The following is a 21237-nucleotide window of genomic DNA, read 5'->3' as shown; positions in this document are numbered from 1 at the left end:
ACGCAACACCAAAGTCGTTAATAGCTAATGACTATTGTTTCTAAATTTTATAATACGAGGAGTGAGTGTCATGAGTATGGATTTTAAGCAGGCAGCTAAAGACATTTTGGCCAATGTTGGTGGTGCTAAAAATATTGGAAATATGACTCATTGTGCAACACGTTTACGTCTAAATTTAATTGATCGATCACTTGCTGATGATAAGAAAGTTGAAGCGATACCTGGAGTCTTGAATGTTGTCTACAAAGCTGGCCAATATCAAATTCTTATTGGAACGGAAGTACCTAAACTGTATGCTGAGTTTGAAAAAGCAGTAAATGTGGAACGTGGCGATGTGCCGGTAGAATTAACTGAAGATCAGAAAAGTGCTGCTAAGGGAAGTATTGTTAGCCGTATGTTTTCTGCAATTTCAGCAATCTTTGCGCCATTATTACCAGCATTAGCCGGATCTGGAATTTTGCGGGGTTTATTAATTTTAGCCGTACAAGTTGGTGTTATTAAAAATGATAGCGGTACCTATACCATTTTATATGCGGCATCAATGAGTGTCTTTTATTTTCTACCAATTTTATTGGCTTTCACTTCTGCTAAACGTTTTGGTGCCAGCCCATATTTATCGGCATTAATTGGTTCAGCGTTACTTTACCCAGATTTTATTAATTTAATGGGTAAAACTGGCAATGGTACAATGACTGATTTTTTTGGTATTCCGGCGGTTCTCATGAATTATAGTTCAACAGTTGTCCCAATTATTCTGGCAATTTGGGCGTACTCTTATCTATATAAATGGCTGGATGCAAAGGTACCAGAAAGCCTTAAATTAGTTGTTGTACCCCTTGTTTCTTTGCTTATCATGGTGCCATTAACCATTATTGTCATTGGTCCCCTTGGGGTATATAGCGGTGAAGCAATTGCTACTTTTGTTAATTGGTTGATTGGTCGTAGCAGTATTTTAGCCGGTATTGTTGTAGGTGGTGGCTGGAGTGTGCTTGTTAGTATGGGCATTCATTGGGCGATTAATCCTATTATGATCAATAATATTGCCAATAATGGGTTTGATTATATTTGTCCTTGGACATTTGCTTGTAATTTTGCTGTGATCGGTATGACGATTGGTGTGTGGTTGAAAGCACGTGACACTAAATTACGGAGTTTTGCTTTAACTGGTTTAGTAACGATTGGGCTTTCTGCTATTATTGAACCAACTTTGTTTGGGCTGTTAGTTAAAAATCGCAAATTATGGCTAGCACAAATTATTGGTGGTGCTGTTGGTGGCGCCTATCTTGGCCTGACCAAAGTTGTGACGAATGCATTCGTTTTTGGCAGTGTAACAACATTTCCAGCATTTATTCAAAAAAATGGAAGTAATTTCTTAAATGCTATTATTGGGTTAGCAATTTCACTTGTGGTTGCTGCTGTATTAGCCTATATTTTTACCAACCGTGAAGAAAAACTAGCTTAATTGGATAATTTTATTGAAAAAGCATCTAATCTTGAGTAATGTGAAAGTAATAATAAACGGGAAAACGTTATTCATGATGAGGTGAAGGCATAAAATGATTCCATATGAGCGGCAGAAAAAAATTATTCGTATTTTAGCAGATAAAGATCTTGTCAAAATTGATGAGTTACAAACGCAATTGCCAAATATTAGTATATCGACATTACGTCGTGATCTTAAGAGTCTAGAAGCCAACGGAAAGATCGAATATTTAGTTGGCGGTGCAATAAAAGCTTCAATGACTACAAGTGAATTACCAATGTCACAGAAAACGATGTTGCACGATGAACAAAAAAAACTAATTGCAGTTCGTGCTGCTAATGAAGTTACTGATTATGAGAGTATTTATATTGATTCTGGTTCTACAAGTGCCTTATTAATAAATTGCTTATTAGATAGAGATATTACGATCTATACGACTAATACAGCTGTATTGAATATTGCGGGCGATATTAATGCAACTATTATTGTGCTGGGCGGTCGCTATAATTCTAGAATATCATCGTTAAGTGGAACTTTGACTGAAAATAATTTAAGCGGTTTATATTTTGATCGTGCTTTCCTTGGTGTAAATGGAATTGATGATGAAAGAGGCGTCACAACGCCTGATATCGCGGAAGCAACAAAAAAACGGCTAATCAAATCTAACGCAAAACAGACCTATCTTTTATGTGATAGTAGTAAATTTCATAAAATCTCGGCTGTACGGGCATTTGATTTAAACGATGTGGTGTTAATTTCTGATAAGAACGATACAGCAATAAGTAAATTAGTACCGATTCTATTACCTGATATTAAAAGGAGAGATAGTTAATATGGGATTATTCTTTAACAAAAAACGTATAGATAATATATTTGCACCGGTTACTGGTAATTTAAAAAGCATTACGAAAGTAGATGATGAAGTTTTTGCTAGTAAGGCGATGGGAGATGGATTTGCAATCGAGCCGCTAAATGGATCTATATTTTCTCCGGTTGATGGGACAGTGACTTCTGTTTTTCCGACAAAGCATGCAATAGGGATTAAGACGAAAGACAAACTAGAAGTTTTGATTCATTTAGGTATTGATACTGTTGAGTTAAACGGCGAAGGCTTTGAAACTTTTATTCAAGAAGGTGATGTCGTCTCACCTGAAACTAAACTAGTAAATATGGATTTAAACGTTTTAAATAAAAAGGATAAGATTACGGATGTTATTGTAATTTTTACAAACCTAGAACAACGCAAGCTTTCATATACAGAGGGTGAGGTTACTCAAGGAATTAATGTGGGACAGATAGATTAATGTACTAAAAGGCATGGTATGGGTCCTAAGAAAGTGCTAGAAAATGAATATACAAAACAATAAAAGGGTAGTCAAAACACAAAAAATTTTGTACATTCAGATTGTTGAATTTAATTATTAATTGCCATCAGAGCCTGTTACGAGTGCTCTGATTTTTAGTTAAATCTACCGTTAAAAACGGCAGGTTTAAAAATAATTTGACATTCATGAGAAAATAGGTTAGTCTTTAACACAACTTAATAAACCGTCCATAACTTCAAAGCGAAGTTATAAACCGAAGAAGTGGAGATCAAGATCGTGATGCCTGCACAGAGAGCCGCCGTATGCTGGGAATGGTGGTAGGAAACAAGCGATTAAATGGACCACTGAGGGCGCGGATAAAAAAAGAGTGCCAGGTAGGACGGGTAATTTTTGAGGATTAGCCTAGCTTGGGCAAAAACGGCACGTAGTGACGCGTTGCCCAAGCGTAGCTAACCGGAGAAAATTGTCCTACCTAGCACGTTTCAACTAATTTGGCTGAAACGTGCTGAAAAAGGCAGGCCCCTGTGCCTAGCTACGCTTAAGCAATCATTTTCTGCGAAAATAATCGCTTAAGCTAGGCTATGCGCGGTACCTGAACGCCTTTTTCAGCACTCTTTCCATTACCCCGCGACGTGTTGGTATACGTGAGTTACCGGGAGGATGTTAGTCCTCTGCTGAGATGGGGAAGTCTAAGCTTATGTTTTATTTAGCGTACTTTCCAACTAAGGTGGCACCGCGGAATAAATCCGTCCTTAACAATTAATTTTGTTATGGACGGATTTTTTTGTGGAAAGAGTGTCATAAAAGGCGCTCAGATTTTGAGCGTAAGCGGTAAATAATCACCCGTTTTAAAAAGACAACCAAACTTCTCGATTTTGAGAAATCTGGTTGTCTTTTGTTAGGCGGCATTTTTAGCTTGATGCTTGTCCGTTGTTTTTTTATTTTGATGCCAAGCACCTGGATAATGCCATGGTAAATAAACCGCTAACTGCGCCGGATCGGCGAAATCTGGTTGTTGCGGCAGTTCTTTTAACAGATAAGTAATGTAAGCTCGTGGATCAATGCCGTTGGCCTTGGCACTTTCAATTAAAGTTAGCCAAATGGCGGTTGATCTGGCTCCGGCTGGACTCGTACTGAAAAGCCAGTTTTTTCGGCCGATCACAAGACGCTTCATATTGCGTTCAGAAGCATTATTGCTCCAGTCCATCATGCCAATATTGATTAACCGATCTAAGGTCGGCCTTTGATCAACGGCGTAAGTGATTGTCTTGCCTAAACGTGATTTAGGTAGTACCTGTGCCGAAGCGATCCATTTCCAGAAGCGCTTAAGTAGCTTGCGAATCTGACTACGTCGTCTACGCCGCCGCACGCGCGGGGAAAAATGCTGCCATTGTCGTTCATGGGCAAACATCTCATCGATCAATGTCAGGGGGACACTTGCTACTGTTTTACCGTTAACTTGGGCGGCATCGTAAAACTTACGCCGCACATGGGCCCAACAACCGACCCGAGTCACACTGTTTGCTAACAAGTTATAGCCGGCATAACCATCGCACTGTAGGATACCAGTGAAGTTCTGGTATAATTTTTGGGCGAAGGTGCCTGAACGTGTCTTGCTATAAGCATATAAAATAATTTGCTGGGGACATTGTTTGACCGTTCGGGCCACCCACATATAGGATTTTGCGGTTGCGGCTTTACCTGATTCACGTAATACTTGAATTGGGGTCTCGTCACCTTGCAAATAGCGCTGCGCGCTGATTGCTTGCCACAATAGGTCGTAGATTGGCGCAACCATTTGACTTGATTTAATGATCCAGTTGGTCGCCGTGGCTTCTGAAAGTGCGATACCTAGTCGCTTCCAGTTGGGTAATTGCCGATATAACGGCGTACCTAAGATAAACTTTTGACAGATGATCTCGGCAACCACCGAAGCTGAAGCGAGACTATGCGGAATTAAAGCTGCTGGTGTGTGCGCTTGAATTAAATGCGCAATCCCATCTTCTAGTTCACATTCAAGGCACTTATAGGTGCGCGTATAAATACGCTCACGATAGAGTTTAGCCGGAATAAAATGCAGTTCTTCACGGACAAACTTTTTGCCAACGCTGGTTAGCTTATGACCTTGGTCACACTGTTGGCCAGTTAAATCAATCATTGTTTCTTTAACCGCCAAATGGCGGCTTAAGCTTTCTTGCCGGGTTTTTTTACGCTTTTTCTTTGCCGGTACTTGATCTGTGGCGCTGCTTTGTTGGCCAGTTTGCTCTGGCGCGCTAAAAACACCGTCATTACCTTCCAGTAAAGACAGCTGATTAGGGTCCGTTTGTTCTAATTTTTGACCATAAAGTTTTTTCGTCAAGTATGCGACCATCTCGGTCAATTCGGCCACCTGTTTGCGTAACGCCGCAATTTCTTCTTCTGGGGTCATTAGCCCACCTACTCAGTCCGTATTTTATGAATTGAGTTTACCACGTCTCCTTTAGCTTGAATAGTTATTTTTCATGTCCAGGTGGACATGTTTTATGAATAGTGGCGTCTAACGACCAACCGCTGAGTAATCGCCGCAATTGTTTGGCATTCAGTTTGCGTAACGCATTCTGATTAGTCGGCCACTGTAACCGCCCATTTTCAATTCGTTTGTAAAGTAATAAAAAGCCATCACCGTCCCAGTAGAGCGCCTTAAAGCGGTCTTTCCTAGTACCACAGAATAAATAGAGCGCCTGATTATAAGGATCCAATTCAAATTGATCCTGGACAACGCCGGCTAAACCGTCGATGCCGCGGCGAAGATCCGTTTTACCGCACACTAAATAGACTTGGCGAATTTGCCGTTGATCAATGATCATCGGTGAACACCGCCTTTAAAATTACTTCTAAAATATAGTTATTGATCCGGTTGTAGACGATTACGAATTTATTTGTCCCAACTTTAATTTGGAGCGCCTTGGTCATTGCGCGTAGCTGTGGTTCAGGTTGATCCATTTTGATTTGAACAATATCGGGATTTGCCAATAAAAAACACCTCACCAATTATTTGATGAGGTAATCATAACTTGGATTTAGTTAGTTTGATAGTCGGTCAGTTATTTGGTGCTTACGTATGGTCTTAGTGTATGGTTTACAGATATAAAATAACTATATATCTAAGTCGTGAAAGTTCCAATTCGAGTAATCCCTTAGTCCACCAAGCTTTACAGCCTAAAAATTAACCTTCAACTATTGCTCATGCTCAGCGTGATCAGCGCCGAAGTTTGAATCGATAAGCCATTTAAAAATTGGTCAATCAGTGTCTTGATCTGCGCAGTCATTTTTGCAGGTGATTTAGTCACCTTTAGGTTAGTCAACTCACCTAGTAACTGGCCGATTGCAGTCGCCAGATCAATGATCGGCAGTAAGGTATCCAATTGATAGAAAATATCGCCAATCGTTGGGTCGCCTGGTTGGCGCCGCTGTTGCCAAGCCAACAGATCATAGGTCATCATGGTCACAGCCATATGCGCACAAAGCCCGTCATAATCCTGGATCTGAGTCTGATCAAGGCGTAAATATTGTTTGGCGGCCTTAAAATAGTTCTCAATCTGCCAACGGCGACTATAAAGTTGAATGATCGCTGCCGGGGTCAGATTGGTTTTTGTGGTCGCTAACACCAGGTAGTCGTTGGCGCAATGGCGTTTAGCGACAAAAACTAAGCGTAACGGTAACTTTGCGGTAGCGGCCTGAACCACGCAACTATATAAATAGTCGGCTCGTGGTTGACGATGCGACTGACGTAAGTACTGATAGAGCGTTTTGACGGTGTATTGGCGGCCACGATAGCGGTAATAGATCTTCTTGGTCCGTTTAAGCATGCCAATACCGATCAACTTTTGGTCGTTTAACGCCGCAAACATTTTAGGCGAGGTAAACCAACTATCGAATAGCATATATTTAGCTTTGAGCCCATTTGCCCGCGCTTGCTTGATCAGTTCTAGTGCGACCGCTGGCATTGGCCGCATCGCTTGGGCCCGCCGTTGTCCGGCTAAGGTGCGTTGATCTAAAGTTTTAGCTGGTGTGCCCACCCGATTACGTGCTTTCTGTGACGACAAAACTGCCGTCGTGACTGGCAACACGAGCTGGCCGTTACTCCAAGCCAAGGTCAAACCACGGTAACCTTTTAAGCAGCGTTGCCGATCATGATCGAAGGTGTTGCTAAAGGCTCGGTTTGTTTCGCATTCAGTCGTGAGATCAGGGTGTCATCAATGATCAGCGCACCACTTTTGCGGGCGTCGAGCCACTGTGCTAGGCCAGTAATCACCCGTTGTGCCAATAAACAACTAAGCCGTTGCCAATTGATCCGACCGTCATTCAAGATATTGTAGACCGTGCGTTTGGTACACATGCCTGGTGCTTCTGCTCGGTAAAGTGTCCGCCGCTGGAAAATAACCTTGAGTAACCAAATCAAGATTGCAGTTAGTGAAACGTTAGAATGGCGGTGATCATTGAGCAAGCGGACCAAAGCTGGTAGGTGCGCCAAGGCACAAAATTGGGTAATTATTTTAAAACTTGATTTTTCAATTTTATTTTGCGGTATACTAACCATAGCACAAGCACTCCTTTGTATCGTGGTTTAGACGACTCAAGTATACTTCAAGGAGCTGCTTGTGTTTAATTTTGGGCTAAAAATAACTTAGTGCAATCAGGGTTTAGCTGGGTTTTGAACTTTCACGGTTTAGCTATATATGAAATACTGCCTAATAGTCTAACCTGATTATTAGGCAGTATTTTGCATTAATACTATTTTAAGTTTTCGGCTGGATTAAATAATTTTATAAGTGCTCTGTTAATCAATAAAGATAAAATCCTTGAGGAGCTGATAAAGTAACTCGATTTCATAATCTTGAACTTTGATATTAAACTTTCGCTCGACTGGTTGGAAGATTCCACTAGAAAGTGAAAAGAAATCTTGTTCTTGATCAGTTAATGGAATTCTTTTGATAACACTTTTGGATTTTTTAGAATTCATAATCATTCGTTCAAACATTAGTGATAAATGCATATATAAATTTAATTTTAATCTTGGAGTAAATTTTACATTGTAGAAGTCTTCGTAGTGTGAAACGATAGCTTGACTCTCTTGGATAACAACATCCGGATTCAAAATCTGTAAACGCCCTCGAATGCCTTCGATTGATAAAAACTTCAATAAGCGATCAATCAATAAATTACTTGATCGTTCATTTTCACCAGCATTCAGTAAGACTGTTTGTAGTCTTATTGAAGTCGACTTATCAAAGATATTGTAAATATTCATAATATCAATTCCCATATCCCCGTTAACGTCTGTGGTGGTTAAGATTAACTGGGTATTTGAGAAAAACTGGCGATCATGATTTTTTAGTAACGCGTGCAGTTTTTTATAATCAAGAGCAATCACTTTTAGTGATGGTGATAGTGTCGATTCAATTAGTTTTTTTAGTTCTTCTGAAAGGCCGACACCCGACATACAGGCGACGATAATATTTTTTTGGTTTGACAACCCTTCGTAGTATTGCGCATCAGTAGTTAAACTATACTTTTGGCTGGCTTCAGCAATTGATTGAAATGCTTCGTTACGTTGAATACGCAGCCCAATATCAAGCGCCATTGCAGTTGTAACGTTGTTAACAACTAATAGTTCTTGCTTAGATATCTTTTTAATTTCCCTGAACATTTGCCGTAAAGAGCCCATATCAAATAGAATTATGTTTCCTTTTGGGGAAGAATCTTGATTAACTAAGTAGTTTTGCACATAAGAATTGATTTTATCAAGAGAGATATCGATAGGCATGTCGAAGGCTTCAAAAAAGTAATTACCAGTTAATGTATTGACAACCTGTTGGATACTGGAAGCTGTGTTCTCTCCATGGGCGAGTAAAATTGCGTTGTAGTGCACGGATTCTATTTTATCCTCACATTGTGCCATGAGTATAAAAAATGGCAGGTAGTAATAAGCGTCTTGTGCATATTGTGGGGTTAACTTGGTCAAGAATTTTTGGAACAGATAATGACTTCTTGGGTAACGATTTTTGATTGCAGCCTGAAGTTTATGCGTTGTTTCAGACATCGGTAGATTATCGCTGCAAAGATTTGAAAATATAAATGCCAAAGCAACATTACGCCAAAAAGTATTATCTTTTGGGAAGTTAATGCCGTATTGATGAGTAATGTACTTATTTGAGTCTTGTTCGATCGTTTTTGCAAATGCTTCTAACAGCGATTTACTGATAGTAGTATCTATTTGATTAAGTACCTTAAGCACCAAAAAGTTTTGTTCAGTTATGGTTTCCCCACAAAGGAGTGAGTCAGAAAGTTTATTAAATAAGCTATCAACAGTCGGGCTAAGTTGTAGTGCGCTAGTGATTAAAGTAGTGATGCATGTTTGCAACAAGTGTTGATTGGGCATTATAGAGATTGAATTTTTAGTAGACTTACTAATTACTAACTGGTTAGTTGTAGGCGTTTTAGCATATGTTTCAGCGCATAATAATTGGATTCGGTTGTTAAGCCCTCTAATATTATCGCTGTGATTGAGTGTAGCTAACTTTATGAATTCACTAGGAGAAACAAGAATTTCTCTTCTGATTTGATTAGATTGTTGTTGCAAAAACATTGCAACAAATGTGATTCGTTCATTAAGTGGTCGATTGCCAAGTGGAATCAAATTAATCTGCATGGCCGCACTATTAAAATATTCATGATTGATATTAATTTTTTCAGTAACCGTCGAAAAAATGTACCGAATATTAGCGTCTTTCTGCTGATTGGTCTGGACGAGCAGAGAGTGTTGATCAGCCGAGCTTAATTCCTGTAAATTTTTAATATATAAATAGCAATTCTTAAGTGACTTACCAACAGTGAAACGTTGGGTAGTTATCTGTATTTCTTTTTTTAATGTGTCTGACCTATCTTTATAATTTGCACAATCAATAGATTCAAAAACAGCCTCTTTAGTGAATATTTGGCGACGTATTGATTCATGATAGATAGCTTGTGCAAATGCTAGTTTGCCCGTACCGTGCGGCCCAGTAATGAAAATTGGCAAGCCATGAACTGGATAAACGATTGCCTCTATGGCGTGTTGAACATCAGCGCTCAAACTACCATGGGAACCTATTAATTTATCAAAAGCCGAGCTTTCACGCTTGATCTGCCAATATACAGGCCGACTGCCAGTTTTTAACAGTTTACCTTGTTTCTCTAATTTTGATAAGTAACTACTCGTTACACCGCGAGTCAGGCCAACGATATTAGCTGCTTGTTTAGTTGTGATACGTTCATTAGGAAATTGCTGCGCAATTGCCGTGTAAAGTTTTTCTACAGCATTCAACAAAATCACTCCTTAAGCACTATTGATGATAATTAAACACACGTACTTAAATTATTTTAACTTATATACGTTTAATATAAGTACAGCTCTTGTTTGGTCTAGATAAACATAGGAAATACTTTGTAAATAATTTAATTGACTAGGCACAGTACCTTAGTAGTGATGGTCACAGCTAAGGTATAGAATAATTTTATTATTTTTTCTAAAATATATATCCAATATTTTTTATAGAGAAAGGTCCTAAAACAAATAGCCGTTGTCTGTTGGATATAGCAGCTTTTCGATAGAATTTGAGAAATATATTTGCCGTGAACAATTAATACTACTTTTAAGCACTATTAGCGATAATTAAGCACAATATTTAAATGACTTTTTAGTTGAATGTGCTTAATATAAACATTGTAAACGTTAACTTAAATTTGGTCTAGTCAAACATAAGAAATGTTTTACAAAAATTTAATTGAAAGGGTGTGTTTTATTTGTGGTGATAACCACAGTATGTTTAAGAAATGTTTTTCCACTGGGCAAGTGTTAACGCTTTCTGTGAAAACATATAATCATAATTTTTACAGGGGGGAAGAGAATAAATGAAATACTTATTACTCGTCAGTCACGGTGACTTTTCAAGGGGACTGAAACAAACTTTAGGAATGTTTGCGGGTGATGCGATTAAGTCTGTTATTGCGCTTGGGCTACAACCCGATGAGTCTGCCGCAGCGCTAGGAACTCGTTTTGAAGCAATGCTAATGGAACTGCCAGATGATGCACAATTTATTATTTTAGCTGATATTATTGGCGGTAGCCCGCTTACAACTGTCTGTAACGTTCTGAGTAAACAGGGTAAATTGCGAGATAGCCTTATAACTGGTGGTATGAATTTTCCAATGGCGCTGACAGCAATGATGTCTAAGGATGTAATGACAAGCACTGATTTAAAAGTAAAGATACTATCAGATGCTACTGGGGCAATTAGATTTTTTGATACATCAACTTCATCAGAATTATCTGATGACGATATTTAAGGAGGATGTAATAATGGCAATTTCTTTTGTACGTATTGATGATCGAATGATTCATGGATTGATTACAGTTCGCTGGGGTAAGGAATATCCTTGTGATGGTATTATTGCTGTTAATGATAAAGCTGCCAATAATCAGATTTTATCAGAGGCATACAAGGCGGCATCTGATAAAAAGACATTTGTTTGGACGCTTGAGCATTTTGAACAGGTAAAGGACAAAGTTTTGAATTCTGAAACTAAATATTTTTTGATTACTAAAAATCCACAAGATATGAAAAAAATCCTGGTGGATATGCATTTTAAACCAGGAAATATCACAACTGTTGTCGTGGGTCCTGGAAATGATCGTGAAAATGCAATCAAGTTAGGTGACAATCAGTCATTTACGCAGGAGGAAGGAGATGCCTTAGAAAAGATTGAAAATAGCGGCTATAAAGTAGAATTTGCATTACTACCAGATCAACGAATAGGCAGTTGGAGCAAATTCAAGTCAAAATTTGGTTACTAAACAACTGATTTGTAAAAAAGGGGATATCAAAATGACAATTAGTTGGATTCAAGCTGCAATTTTAGGCTTATTCGCTTGTTTATGTTCTAACTCATGTATGGCTGGTCAAGCGGTTGGGAACTATACTATTGGCCGTCCATTAGTTGGTGGTCTTATCTGTGGTCTTATTCTTGGAAATATTCAATTAGGGATAGCTTGTGGTGTTGCGATGCAATTAGTATATATCGCGCTTGTTACACCGGGTGGTACAGTTTCTGCTGATGTACGTGCAATTTCTTATATCGGAATTCCTTTAGCAATGGTTGCCATCTCTTCACAAGGTTTAAATCCTCTTGGAGGAAGCGCTGCTAATCTTGCCAAGTCAGTGGGAACATTGGTTGGAACCGTTGGGACAGTTCTTTACTATGCTGTTGCTACTATGAACCTAGTTTGGCAATCATTTGGTTGGAAAGATGTTCACAATGGAAAGCTTGATAAATTAACTGCTGTTAACTTCGGTTGGCCGTGGATTTCTCACGCAATATTTTCATTTTTACCAACAATGTTGTTTACTTATTATGGGGCAACAGCCGTGACTGCTTTACGAAATGCTTTGCCTATGGACGGTGTTGCCATGATGACTTTATTCACTGTTGGCGGTATGCTGCCATGCGTTGGGATTGCAATTTTACTTCGTCAAATTATTGGAAAAGCAGTTGATTTTATTCCCTTCCTTGTAGGCTTTACGTTAGCGGCTTCGTTACATCTAAATTTAGTTTCTGTCACAGTTATTTCATTACTGTTTGCGGTTATCATGTATGAAGTTGAAATGGCTAAGGAATCAGGACCACATGATGGACTTACATCTGAAGGACCAACTGATGATAATGAGGAGGATATTTGATCATGGAAAATACTAATAATTCAAATCAGCTTGATCATAAGACGCTGACGAAATCTTTCCATAGGTGGTTTTGGGGTGCTTTAACATGTTTCTCTCAAGAACATATGCAGACCTTTGGATATATGGCTTCAATGTTACCAATCTTGAAAAAATTGTATCCTAAACATGAAGATCAGGTTAAAGCAATTAAAGCATATACAGCGTTTTTCAATACTAATCCAATGTTGGGGACTGTTATTGTAGGAATTACAGCTAGTATGGAACAAGCCCGTGCTAATGGTAAAGAAATTGATGGTGAAACTATTAATGACATGCGTGCAGGACTTATGGGGCCAATTGCTGGAATTGGGGATTCTCTGATTGATGGAACTCTCATTCCCATACTCTTAGGAATTTCATTGGGAATGTCGTCTGGTGGCTCTCCACTTGGAGCTATATTTTATATTGTTGCTTGGGTATTAATTGCTTATTTTGGTCAGCGTTTTCTATATTTTCGAGGATATCGATTTGGTGATCAGGCGGTTAGTTTCTTGGTTGGTAAACAAGGAGCTGCTATCCGTCGGGCAATTGGTGTTGTTGGTAGTATGGTTGTTGGTGGTGTTCTGGCTTCATGGGTAAATGTCACAACTTCGCTTAAATTACGTGGCACTGATGGTAAGGTCTTTTTAAATCTTCAAAATAAACTGGATAGTATTTATCCGGGAATATTAACAGTTATTGTAACGCTATTTTGCTGGTGGTTAATGACGAAGAAGCATGTATCGGCTATCTGGACGATGCTTATTTTGGTAGTAATATCACTTATTGGTGTTTTGATTGGTGTTTTCAATCCTGGTCTTTCATATTAAGACGCAATTTGGGATAGGCGAAAGGAAATTGAAATGACAATTCAAGAAATGAAAAAAGGATATGAACAGGAAGTTACCTATCAAAAGCATATGCTTAGAAATTTAGGTTATTGGTTTCAGCTTTGGACGATCATCAGTGGAATTGGAATTGTCCTAACTTATTTTTTCTACCGTCAAAATTTATGGCTGTGTATATTAGGTATTACCCTCTTTGTGATAGGAACACTAGGAATGTTAGTGTTTGGTTATGCAGGTTGGAAAGGGCAGCAAAATATTCATGCAATTATTGATGACTTTGATAAGAAAATTGAATATTTTCAATAAAATCAATAGGTAGTTTGATTATAATTAGCTGAGTAAATAATTTTGGTAACTTGTATAGCGCTAAACGTTACTTGCAAGGCTTTACTAAAATTCGCTATTACGAAATAGCATTGATCATAGACATGTACGCTAGATTAAAATTCTCATTGACTTTTCATCTTCAGCTTTCTATAATGAAAAGCAATATCAATCGTCGCTGAAGAGATGAGTCGTTGATGCATTACTACAGAGAGCCTAGGGTGCTGTAACTAGGTGTAATGTTGGCGGTAAATGGTCTTGGAGACATGTTTGCATGCACGGTCGTCCGCCGTTATTGGGACTGTGAGAAACGTTTAGTAACGTAAAAAAAGGTGGTACCGCGATAATTCGCCCTTTGTGGAGTCAAACTCTGCAGGGGGCTTTTTTGTTGCGAACGAAAGGAGCTTGACCAATGAAAAAGTGGCAAAAATTAGGCTTGGCAGTTGCTATAGGATTAAGTTTTTTGTTAGTCAGTGTACCAACACACGCAGCCGATAAAACGATTCGCTTAGGTAGTTCACCGGGACCATATAGCGAATTATTTCTGAAGGGCATCAAGCCGATTTTGGAAAAGGAAGGCTACACCGTTAAAAATACGTCGTTTTCTGATTTATTACAGGCTGATATTGCGTTGAGCCAAGGCCAATTGGATCTTAGTGTTGATCAGCATACTGCGTACATGGATAATTTTAACGAAAATAAAAAGGCTGATTTAGTAGCTTTCACACCGATTCCAACTGTCCCAACGGCGATTTTTCCCGGCGAACGCAAAACGCTAAAAGCCGTTAAAAATGGCGACAAAATTGGCATCCCTAATGATCCAGCTAATACAGCACGCGCTTACCGGCTGTTAGAAAAAGCCGGCTGGATCAAATTACGCAAAGGTGTTGATCCGCTGCAAGCTACCAAAAGTGATATTGCCAAGAACCCGCACCATTTGAAATTTATGGAAATGGATTCAGCACAGATTCCACGTAATCTGCGAGATTTAGCTTACGGCGTCGTGCCCGGCAGCATTGCTTACAGTGCCAAATTAAAGCCTAGTGCCAGCTTGCTCCACGAAAATGTGGTCAAACAATACGAACTGGTTGCCGTCACTACTAAAGAAAAGCAAAATCAGCCGTGGGTCAAGGCAGTTAAAAAGGCTTACCGCTCCAAGGCGTTTAAGCAGTATTTGAAGAAACACAACACCAATGATTATTGGTTCGTCCCCAAGGAATTGAAATAATATAGTAGTAAGGAAGGAATTTGACGATGAGTAAAGAACCATGGCAGGAACAAATTGAAACCATTTTAGCGCAGGCTGGCAATCGCAGTGACGACCAACAAACTGGGGCAATCGCCGCACCGCTGTACTTTTCGACGGCATTTCGTCATCAAGGCTTAGGCCAATCGACTGGCTATGATTATTCGCGGGTACAGACACCAACGCGTGAATTGTTGGAATCGGTTTTGGCGACTATGGAACACGCTCAGCATGCCTATGCGTTAAGTTCTGGTATGGCCGCGATCCAGTTGGTGTTCTCCCAATTTAAAACGGGTGAGCATATTATTACTTCTGATGATCTGTATGGGGGTAGTTTCCGCTATTTTGATCAGTTGACTGCCAATTACCAAGTGGAGTTTAGCCAGTGGGATGGTCAGGATTATGCTGAATTAGCCGCGTTGATCCAGCCTAACACTAAAGCTATTTGGCTCGAAACACCGTCAAATCCAACCATGAAGTCGATCGATATCGCTAAAACAGCTAAGTTAGCGCATGAGCATGGCTTACAATTGATCGTCGACAATACCTTCTATACACCGCTACTGCAACAGCCGCTATTGCTCGGCGCTGATGTAGTGGTACACAGCGCGACAAAATATATGTCTGGGCACAACGATATTTTAGCCGGCGCAGTGATGTTAAACGACGCTGCCGTCGCTGAAAAGTTGACCTTTAATTTAGTCACTACTGGGGCAGTGTTAGATCCCTTTAGCTGTTGGCTGCTACTACGGAGTTTAAAGACAATGCCGCTACGCTTACGCCAGCAACAAGCTAATGCCCAAGCCTTAGTGTCGTTTTTAGAAAAATCAGCAGCGGTTGCTAAAGTCCTTTATCCTGGTCAAGGGGCGATGATCAGCTTTTATTTAGCGGCGACGCACTCGGTGGCTGAGTTTTTGCAGCAACTCAAGGTGATCTCCTTTGCTGAAAGTCTTGGCGGCGTGGAAAGTTTGCTGACCGTGCCCGATGAACAAACGCATCACGACATGCCAATCGAACAGCGCCGTGCGCTAGGTATCACGCCGAACTTGTTGCGGTTGTCGGTTGGTATCGAAAGTGCAGTCGATCTGCAGCGTGATTTGGAACAAGCTTTTGCCGCTAGTGAAATTTAGTTGGCGTTCCTGCTAAAAGTCGGTACAATAAGGAAGATAACAGAAATGGAGATTCCGATATTATGAAATTAGCTGACTTTTTCCAAACGGCTGTGATCGCTGGTGAACCAGTGATGACTAGCGGTTATACACTAAAAACTAAGGGGTTACCGGTTTTACATTTACCATTGCCGGCTTTAGCACAGATCTACTATGATTATTTTTATGGTACTCGGTACGTGACGCAAAATTTTGAAATGAATAAAATGGAATTGGCCGATATTAAGGATGAGCTACATTTAAGTGATATTTCCAATCAATTATTCCAACAAGATCTCAAGCAGATCGTTGTTGAAGTCGATATCCGGCCGGATGAAAAACAGGTTATTTTAGCTTTTCGCCATGATGGCTAAAGCAAAACCGCGTCTATTGCAGGCGCGGTTTTTTATTTACTGAAAAAGTGCCCGACCACAAAAAAGTTAACTTTCACTTAAGCTTGCTATTTTATAGTAATAAGAAAACTAAAAGTAGGCGAGCAACTGTTGGCAATGTTTTAAAAAATGAATTCCATTTTGTCCTTACGCCATGTGACTGCCCCACTGTGTTGGAAAAGTTATCGCTCAGAGGTACCCTAAAATAACAAATTTTTGCCGGCTTACCGATTGAAATGGGTTATTGCGACGGTCATAGCTATCAGCTAAATTGCTTGGCTTGGTATTATTGGCGAAAATTAGATAGTGAAATCAGCGGATTAAATGCAGGCGTATTCCTTTAGTTAGCTTGCTGGCTTTGTTACGCTAGATTCAAGGAGGAATGCAATATGGATATACCGACATTGGCAAAATATTTAGCTAAACGCGAACTGACATTGACCAGCGCTGAGAGCTTAACTAGTGGGACCTTTCAAAGCCAATTAGCCGCCACACCACAAGCTAGTCAAATTTATCCAGGCGGTTTCATCACCTACGCCACCACGGCTAAAACCAAGCTACTCGGCGTGCCGACCGCTTTGATCGCAGAATATGGCGTCGTCAGTCCTGAAGTTGCCAAAAGCATGGCTCAACAAGCGCGCAAAATTGCCGGTACTGATTTTGCGTTAGCATTTACCGGCGTGGCTGGCCCTGATAAATTGGAGGGCGTGATGGTGGGGACTGTTTGTATCGGTTTAGCTAGCCCGGAAACGACCTTAGCCAAAACATACTATTTTCCCAGTGAACCTGAGTCAGTAATGGCGCAGAGCTGCCAAGCAGGGGTTGATTTATTGGTGCAATACTTGCAAAAATATTAAAACGATATTGCCAGCTAACGTGAGGCAGCGTAAAGTTAAGTTATTAATTAGCTGGAGGCTCAATATGCGGATCAATGTTTTACAACACACACCTAATGAAGGACCTGGTGCAATCGCACTTTGGGCGCAACAACACCAACATCAATTGTATATCTATCATCCGTATCAATTTGGTATTTTGCCGACGGTTACGGAGACGGAAATGCTGGTGATCTTAGGTGGGCCGCAAAGTGTTAACGACGACTTACCTTGGATCAGTGCCGAGCGACGTTTGATCAAGGAATTATTGCAACGTAACGTGCCGATTTTTGGCGTATGTTTCGGTGCTCAGCAATTGGCCAAAGTTTTCGGTAGCCAGATCACAATGGCCCCGGTAAAAGAAGTTGGTTGGGCGCCAGTTTATTTGCAAGATAAGGCATTAGCTCAATTACCAGAAAAAATGACTGTCCTACACTGGCATCAGGAAACGTTTAGCTTACCTGTAGGGGCTCAGCGCTTATTTGCCAGTGATTTGGTGCCGGAGCAAGGTTTCAGATATCAGCAAAATGTGATCGGCCTACAATTTCATTTGGAAACTTTAGCAAGCAATGTACGCGAAATCGTGCTCAATGATGGTCAATACACGCAAGGTTCCCAATTAGCACAAACACCACAAATGATTTTGGCGCAGCCGATTCCTGCAGAAAATCAGCAAGTGTTATTTCAATTGTTAGATTTGATCAATTAAGTTTAAGCAAATGTCGTGCTTAAACTATTTTTGTGCAGATAATGATTTAGTTTCCTGTGATTTCTGTTCGCATCTCACTGCTATTTCTTGTACAATTGGCAGTAAGTAGAGGATGTGATGTTAGGTGTCGCTTTGGAAAAAATTTTTGGCGAATGTTGAACTGCGGCGGATCGTCGTATTGTTATCGATTATTGCTGTGTTATTTTTAGCCAAAAAAATGATGAGCATTATTCTGTTAACGTTTATATTTACCTTTTTGGTGTTGCAATTGGTAAAATTCGTGCGCCGTTGGATCAAAATCCCGGCGCCGTTAATCGTGATCATCGTTTATGCATTAACGATTTTTCTGTTGTATTCAGCCGTGACCAAGTATTTGCCGGTGATCGCAGAACAGACCATGAAAATGATCGATTCAGTGTATAAGTTCTATCAGAATCCTGATTACAATACCAATCAGGTGTTCAAATGGCTCAATAGTTACATTAAAACGTCAGACCTGATGCACCAATTTAAGGGTGGCATCTCCGTGGCCTTTGGTTACTTGACTAGTATTGGTACGATGGGAGTTACGTTCTTCTTATCGTTGATCCTCAGCTTTTTCTTCACAGTGGAAAGTCAGCGCATGTTTAAGTTTTCCCGCTTATTTTTAACCAGTGATTATGCTTGGTTCTTCCAAGACATTTACTTTTTCGCGCAGAAGTTTGTTAACACATTTGGTGTTGTGATCGAAGCACAAGTTTTCATTGCCATGGTCAACACAGTGATCACCACAATTTTTCTGAGTATTATGAAAATGCCACAATTACCTAGTCTAGCAATCATGATTTTTCTCTTAAGTATGATTCCAGTGGCCGGTGTGATCATTTCTTGTGTTCCTCTAGCGCTGATCGGTTATTCGGTTGGTGGCATTCAATATGTGGCGTACATTCTGATCCTGATCGTGGTTATTCACGCATTGGAAGCTTACGTGCTGAATCCGCAATTCATGTCTAGCCGCACGAAGCTGCCGATTTTCTACACTTTTGTTGTGTTACTAGTCGGTGAGCGAATGTTTGGGACTTGGGGTCTGATCGTGGGAATTCCAATTTTCACGTTCTTCCTTGATATTTTAGGTGTCAAATCGATCAGCAGTGAAAAAGAAAAATTAAAATCAGCTAAGAATTGACTTCAGTTAGGCTTTGTTCTATGATAGTGAGTAATCAATAGAATAGCGTTGACGAGAAGAGTAGTTTAACTGATTTTTCAGCGAGCCTGAATTTAGTGAGAACAGGTAAAATTAAGTTAGATGAAGATGAGCTCCGAGCTGGCGTGGGTCATGATGGCTACGCGTCCGGGTTTGCAAACGATAACTTGCAGCACATTAATTGATGTGGCTAAGGCTGTTGCTGTGAAGCAATAGCGAATTTAGGTGGTAACACGAAAGTTAAAGCTCTCGTCCTAGTACAAATTTGTACAGGCGGGAGCTTTTTTGTGTTACGATATTTGTCTTGTATGAGTTGAACGTAAACGTGTTCCATCAGGTAACTTTTTCCGCTTAGCTAAATCGTCAAATAATCCACTGCGTGAATTATTCGCCAAGCTAGGTTAATGCGCAAAAGTTGAGCGCCTTATGAAACACTCTTTCTTGAAAGGATGGTCGTTGTCATGGAATTATCAACAACAGAATTTATTGAAAAATATGCGGTTAAGCGGACGGGCACCAACTCGTTGAAGTGGGATGCTTTGGATCAGCGTTATGGAGATCCTGATTTGATTGCTATGTGGGTTGCTGATATGGAATTTAAGGTTCCTGAAGCTGTGACAACTGCTTTGACTGAACGTGTTAATCACGGTGTTTACGGCTACTCTTACACTCCAGATTCTTACTACGAAGCTTACTTTGCTTGGCAGGAAAAGCGTCATAATATTAAATTGGAAAAAGACTGGCTGCGTTTTGATACTGGTGTGGTTAACTCGATTTATGGCTTGGTCAATACTTTTACAAAGCCGCAAGATGCTGTTCTCATTTTAACGCCGGTTTACTACCCATTCCACAATGCAGTGTTGGATAATCATCGGCAATTGGTTACATCTGAATTAGTCAATGATGACGGCCATTATACAATTGATTTCAAGGATATTGAAGCCAAAATTGTTGCGAATAAAGTGAAATTATTGATCCAGTGTTCACCGCATAATCCAGTGGGACGGGTGTGGACGGAAGCTGAACTGAAACAATTATTGGCTATCTGTCAACGCCATCATGTGTTAGTGATTTCTGATGAGATCCACCAAGATATCATTATCGGCAAAAAGCCATTTGTTTCAGCTTTAAATGTAGCACATGGTCGCTACCGTAATAATTTAATCGTGGTCACTGCACCATCAAAAACGTTTAATTTAGCCGCAATGCTCAACTCGCATGTGATCATCCCCAGCGATGAGTTACGGCAGCGTTACGATACGTTTCACAAGCAGATCAACCAAACCGAAGTTAGTGTACTCGGGCAGGTTGCAGCTGAAGCAGCTTATCGTGCCGGCGGCGAATGGTTGGATCAGTTATTAAATGTGGTTCGTAGCAATTATGAGTACTTGCGCACTGAACTAGCAGCTAAAGTTCCCGCTATCAAAGTGGCCGATCTGGAAGGTACTTATCTGGCTTGGTTGGATCTACGGGCCGTTGTGCCGGCTGATCTAACTAAGGAATTTATTCAAGACGAGTGTCATTTAGCGGTTGATTTTGGCCAGTGGTTCAGTAAAAATGATGCTGGCTTTGTCCGCTTGAACTTGGCGACAGAACCGAAATACGTTCACGCAGCTGTCGCTAATATTATCAACAGCCTAGCTAAAATTAATGAAACACGCGCCATAAGCGCAGCAGAATAAAACCGAAGATACCACCAAGAAAAATAATGCCCAGCCCGCCGTGTAAAATGGCGAGGCTGGCATTTTGGTTTACGGCACCGCGTAACGCATGACTCATGGCATAGACGATAAAATAAAGTAGCGATAAGCTCCAAATCAAGTAGCTAATTTTACGCAAAATAATAAACTCCCTTTATAAGTATTACCATTAAGTTTACGGAATAACTGCTATGAATTAAAGTGATTTTGAAAATAGTTATGAAAAAA

Annotated in this window: 22 protein-coding genes; 15 read left to right on the top strand and 7 right to left on the bottom strand. The window is 40.1% G+C overall.

Going from position 1 to position 21237, the window contains the following annotated elements; genetic code table 11:
- The first annotated feature begins 76 nt into the window (after positions 1 to 76).
- From LC20001_RS11340 to LC20001_RS11330, 3 genes are all read left to right on the top strand, one after another.
- Entirely contained in the window at positions 77 to 1462 is a 1386-nt protein-coding gene (locus tag LC20001_RS11340) for a PTS transporter subunit EIIC (RefSeq protein ID WP_029508065.1), read from the top strand.
- A gap of 94 nt (positions 1463 to 1556) precedes the next feature.
- Complete coding sequence (locus LC20001_RS11335) at positions 1557 to 2315, top strand: DeoR/GlpR family DNA-binding transcription regulator (protein ID WP_056943338.1); 759 nt, start codon at positions 1557 to 1559, stop codon at positions 2313 to 2315.
- A 1-nt stretch (position 2316) separates the two neighbouring features.
- On the top strand, positions 2317 to 2787 hold the full coding sequence (locus tag LC20001_RS11330; protein ID WP_010011944.1) for a PTS sugar transporter subunit IIA: 471 nt from the start codon (positions 2317 to 2319) through the stop codon (positions 2785 to 2787).
- Positions 2788 to 3706: 919 nt separating this feature from the next.
- On the opposite strand, the gene tnpC is transcribed toward LC20001_RS11330, so the two are convergent.
- The 6 genes from tnpC to LC20001_RS11305 all read right to left on the bottom strand — a co-directional run bounded on the left by tnpC (position 3707) and on the right by LC20001_RS11305 (position 10153).
- On the bottom strand, positions 3707 to 5236 hold the full coding sequence (gene tnpC / locus LC20001_RS11325; RefSeq protein WP_169925051.1) for an IS66 family transposase: 1530 nt from the start codon (positions 5234 to 5236) through the stop codon (positions 3707 to 3709).
- 64 nt (positions 5237 to 5300) lie between these two features.
- Positions 5301 to 5654 (bottom strand): IS66 family insertion sequence element accessory protein TnpB, encoded by a 354-nt coding sequence (gene tnpB / locus LC20001_RS11320; protein WP_010011941.1) that lies wholly within the window; start codon positions 5652 to 5654, stop codon positions 5301 to 5303.
- Positions 5644 to 5820, bottom strand: a complete 177-nt coding sequence (locus LC20001_RS14435) for a hypothetical protein (RefSeq protein WP_169925041.1) — start codon at positions 5818 to 5820, stop codon at positions 5644 to 5646. Before LC20001_RS14435 ends, tnpB begins: the two co-directional genes overlap by 11 nt.
- Positions 5821 to 6020: 200 nt before the next feature.
- Entirely contained in the window at positions 6021 to 6947 is a 927-nt protein-coding gene (locus tag LC20001_RS11315) for an IS4 family transposase (protein WP_099267159.1), read from the bottom strand.
- Positions 6948 to 6961: 14 nt separating this feature from the next.
- Entirely contained in the window at positions 6962 to 7387 is a 426-nt protein-coding gene (locus tag LC20001_RS11310; protein WP_099267158.1) for a hypothetical protein, read from the bottom strand.
- Positions 7388 to 7627: 240 nt separating this feature from the next.
- Positions 7628 to 10153 (bottom strand): PRD domain-containing protein, encoded by a 2526-nt coding sequence (locus LC20001_RS11305; protein WP_010008902.1) that lies wholly within the window; start codon positions 10151 to 10153, stop codon positions 7628 to 7630.
- Positions 10154 to 10740: 587 nt separating this feature from the next.
- Between LC20001_RS11305 and LC20001_RS11300 the strand changes: the two genes are divergently transcribed.
- The 12 genes from LC20001_RS11300 to LC20001_RS11245 all read left to right on the top strand — a co-directional run bounded on the left by LC20001_RS11300 (position 10741) and on the right by LC20001_RS11245 (position 20991).
- Entirely contained in the window at positions 10741 to 11175 is a 435-nt protein-coding gene (locus LC20001_RS11300; protein WP_010008903.1) for a PTS sugar transporter subunit IIA, read from the top strand.
- A 13-nt stretch (positions 11176 to 11188) separates the two neighbouring features.
- The gene (locus tag LC20001_RS11295; RefSeq protein ID WP_010008904.1) at positions 11189 to 11683 is read left to right on the top strand and encodes a PTS sugar transporter subunit IIB; all 495 of its coding nucleotides are present in this window, start codon (positions 11189 to 11191) and stop codon (positions 11681 to 11683) included.
- A 31-nt stretch (positions 11684 to 11714) separates the two neighbouring features.
- Positions 11715 to 12566: a PTS mannose/fructose/sorbose/N-acetylgalactosamine transporter subunit IIC gene (locus tag LC20001_RS11290; RefSeq protein ID WP_029507942.1), complete on the top strand. Its 852-nt coding sequence runs from the start codon at positions 11715 to 11717 to the stop codon at positions 12564 to 12566.
- 2 nt (positions 12567 to 12568) lie between these two features.
- Complete coding sequence (locus tag LC20001_RS11285) at positions 12569 to 13414, top strand: PTS system mannose/fructose/sorbose family transporter subunit IID (RefSeq protein WP_010008907.1); 846 nt, start codon at positions 12569 to 12571, stop codon at positions 13412 to 13414.
- Positions 13415 to 13447: 33 nt separating this feature from the next.
- On the top strand, positions 13448 to 13738 hold the full coding sequence (locus tag LC20001_RS11280; protein WP_010008908.1) for a hypothetical protein: 291 nt from the start codon (positions 13448 to 13450) through the stop codon (positions 13736 to 13738).
- 430 nt (positions 13739 to 14168) lie between these two features.
- Positions 14169 to 14984 (top strand): MetQ/NlpA family ABC transporter substrate-binding protein, encoded by an 816-nt coding sequence (locus tag LC20001_RS11275; RefSeq protein ID WP_003677785.1) that lies wholly within the window; start codon positions 14169 to 14171, stop codon positions 14982 to 14984.
- Positions 14985 to 15010: 26 nt separating this feature from the next.
- Positions 15011 to 16132, top strand: coding sequence for an aminotransferase class I/II-fold pyridoxal phosphate-dependent enzyme (locus LC20001_RS11270; RefSeq protein WP_010008911.1), 1122 nt, complete (start codon positions 15011 to 15013; stop codon positions 16130 to 16132).
- Positions 16133 to 16194: 62 nt separating this feature from the next.
- The gene (locus LC20001_RS11265; protein WP_010008912.1) at positions 16195 to 16524 is read left to right on the top strand and encodes a hypothetical protein; all 330 of its coding nucleotides are present in this window, start codon (positions 16195 to 16197) and stop codon (positions 16522 to 16524) included.
- 407 nt (positions 16525 to 16931) lie between these two features.
- Positions 16932 to 17399: a CinA family protein gene (locus LC20001_RS11260; RefSeq protein WP_010008913.1), complete on the top strand. Its 468-nt coding sequence runs from the start codon at positions 16932 to 16934 to the stop codon at positions 17397 to 17399.
- A 64-nt stretch (positions 17400 to 17463) separates the two neighbouring features.
- The gene (locus LC20001_RS11255; RefSeq protein WP_010008914.1) at positions 17464 to 18126 is read left to right on the top strand and encodes a type 1 glutamine amidotransferase; all 663 of its coding nucleotides are present in this window, start codon (positions 17464 to 17466) and stop codon (positions 18124 to 18126) included.
- A gap of 124 nt (positions 18127 to 18250) precedes the next feature.
- Entirely contained in the window at positions 18251 to 19291 is a 1041-nt protein-coding gene (locus LC20001_RS11250) for an AI-2E family transporter (protein ID WP_003677794.1), read from the top strand.
- Positions 19292 to 19770: 479 nt separating this feature from the next.
- Positions 19771 to 20991: a MalY/PatB family protein gene (locus LC20001_RS11245; protein WP_010008916.1), complete on the top strand. Its 1221-nt coding sequence runs from the start codon at positions 19771 to 19773 to the stop codon at positions 20989 to 20991.
- Here LC20001_RS11245 and LC20001_RS11240 read toward each other — a convergent pair.
- Entirely contained in the window at positions 20957 to 21148 is a 192-nt protein-coding gene (locus LC20001_RS11240) for a hypothetical protein (RefSeq protein WP_029507575.1), read from the bottom strand. The genes LC20001_RS11245 and LC20001_RS11240 overlap by 35 nt on opposite strands.
- Positions 21149 to 21237 lie beyond the last annotated feature (89 nt).

The sequence above is a fragment of the Loigolactobacillus coryniformis subsp. coryniformis KCTC 3167 = DSM 20001 genome (genome assembly GCF_002706425.1).
Classification (GTDB): domain Bacteria; phylum Bacillota; class Bacilli; order Lactobacillales; family Lactobacillaceae; genus Loigolactobacillus; species Loigolactobacillus coryniformis.
Note: the sequence above shows the minus strand (reverse complement) of the source record. Positions and strands in the feature narration are given on the sequence as shown.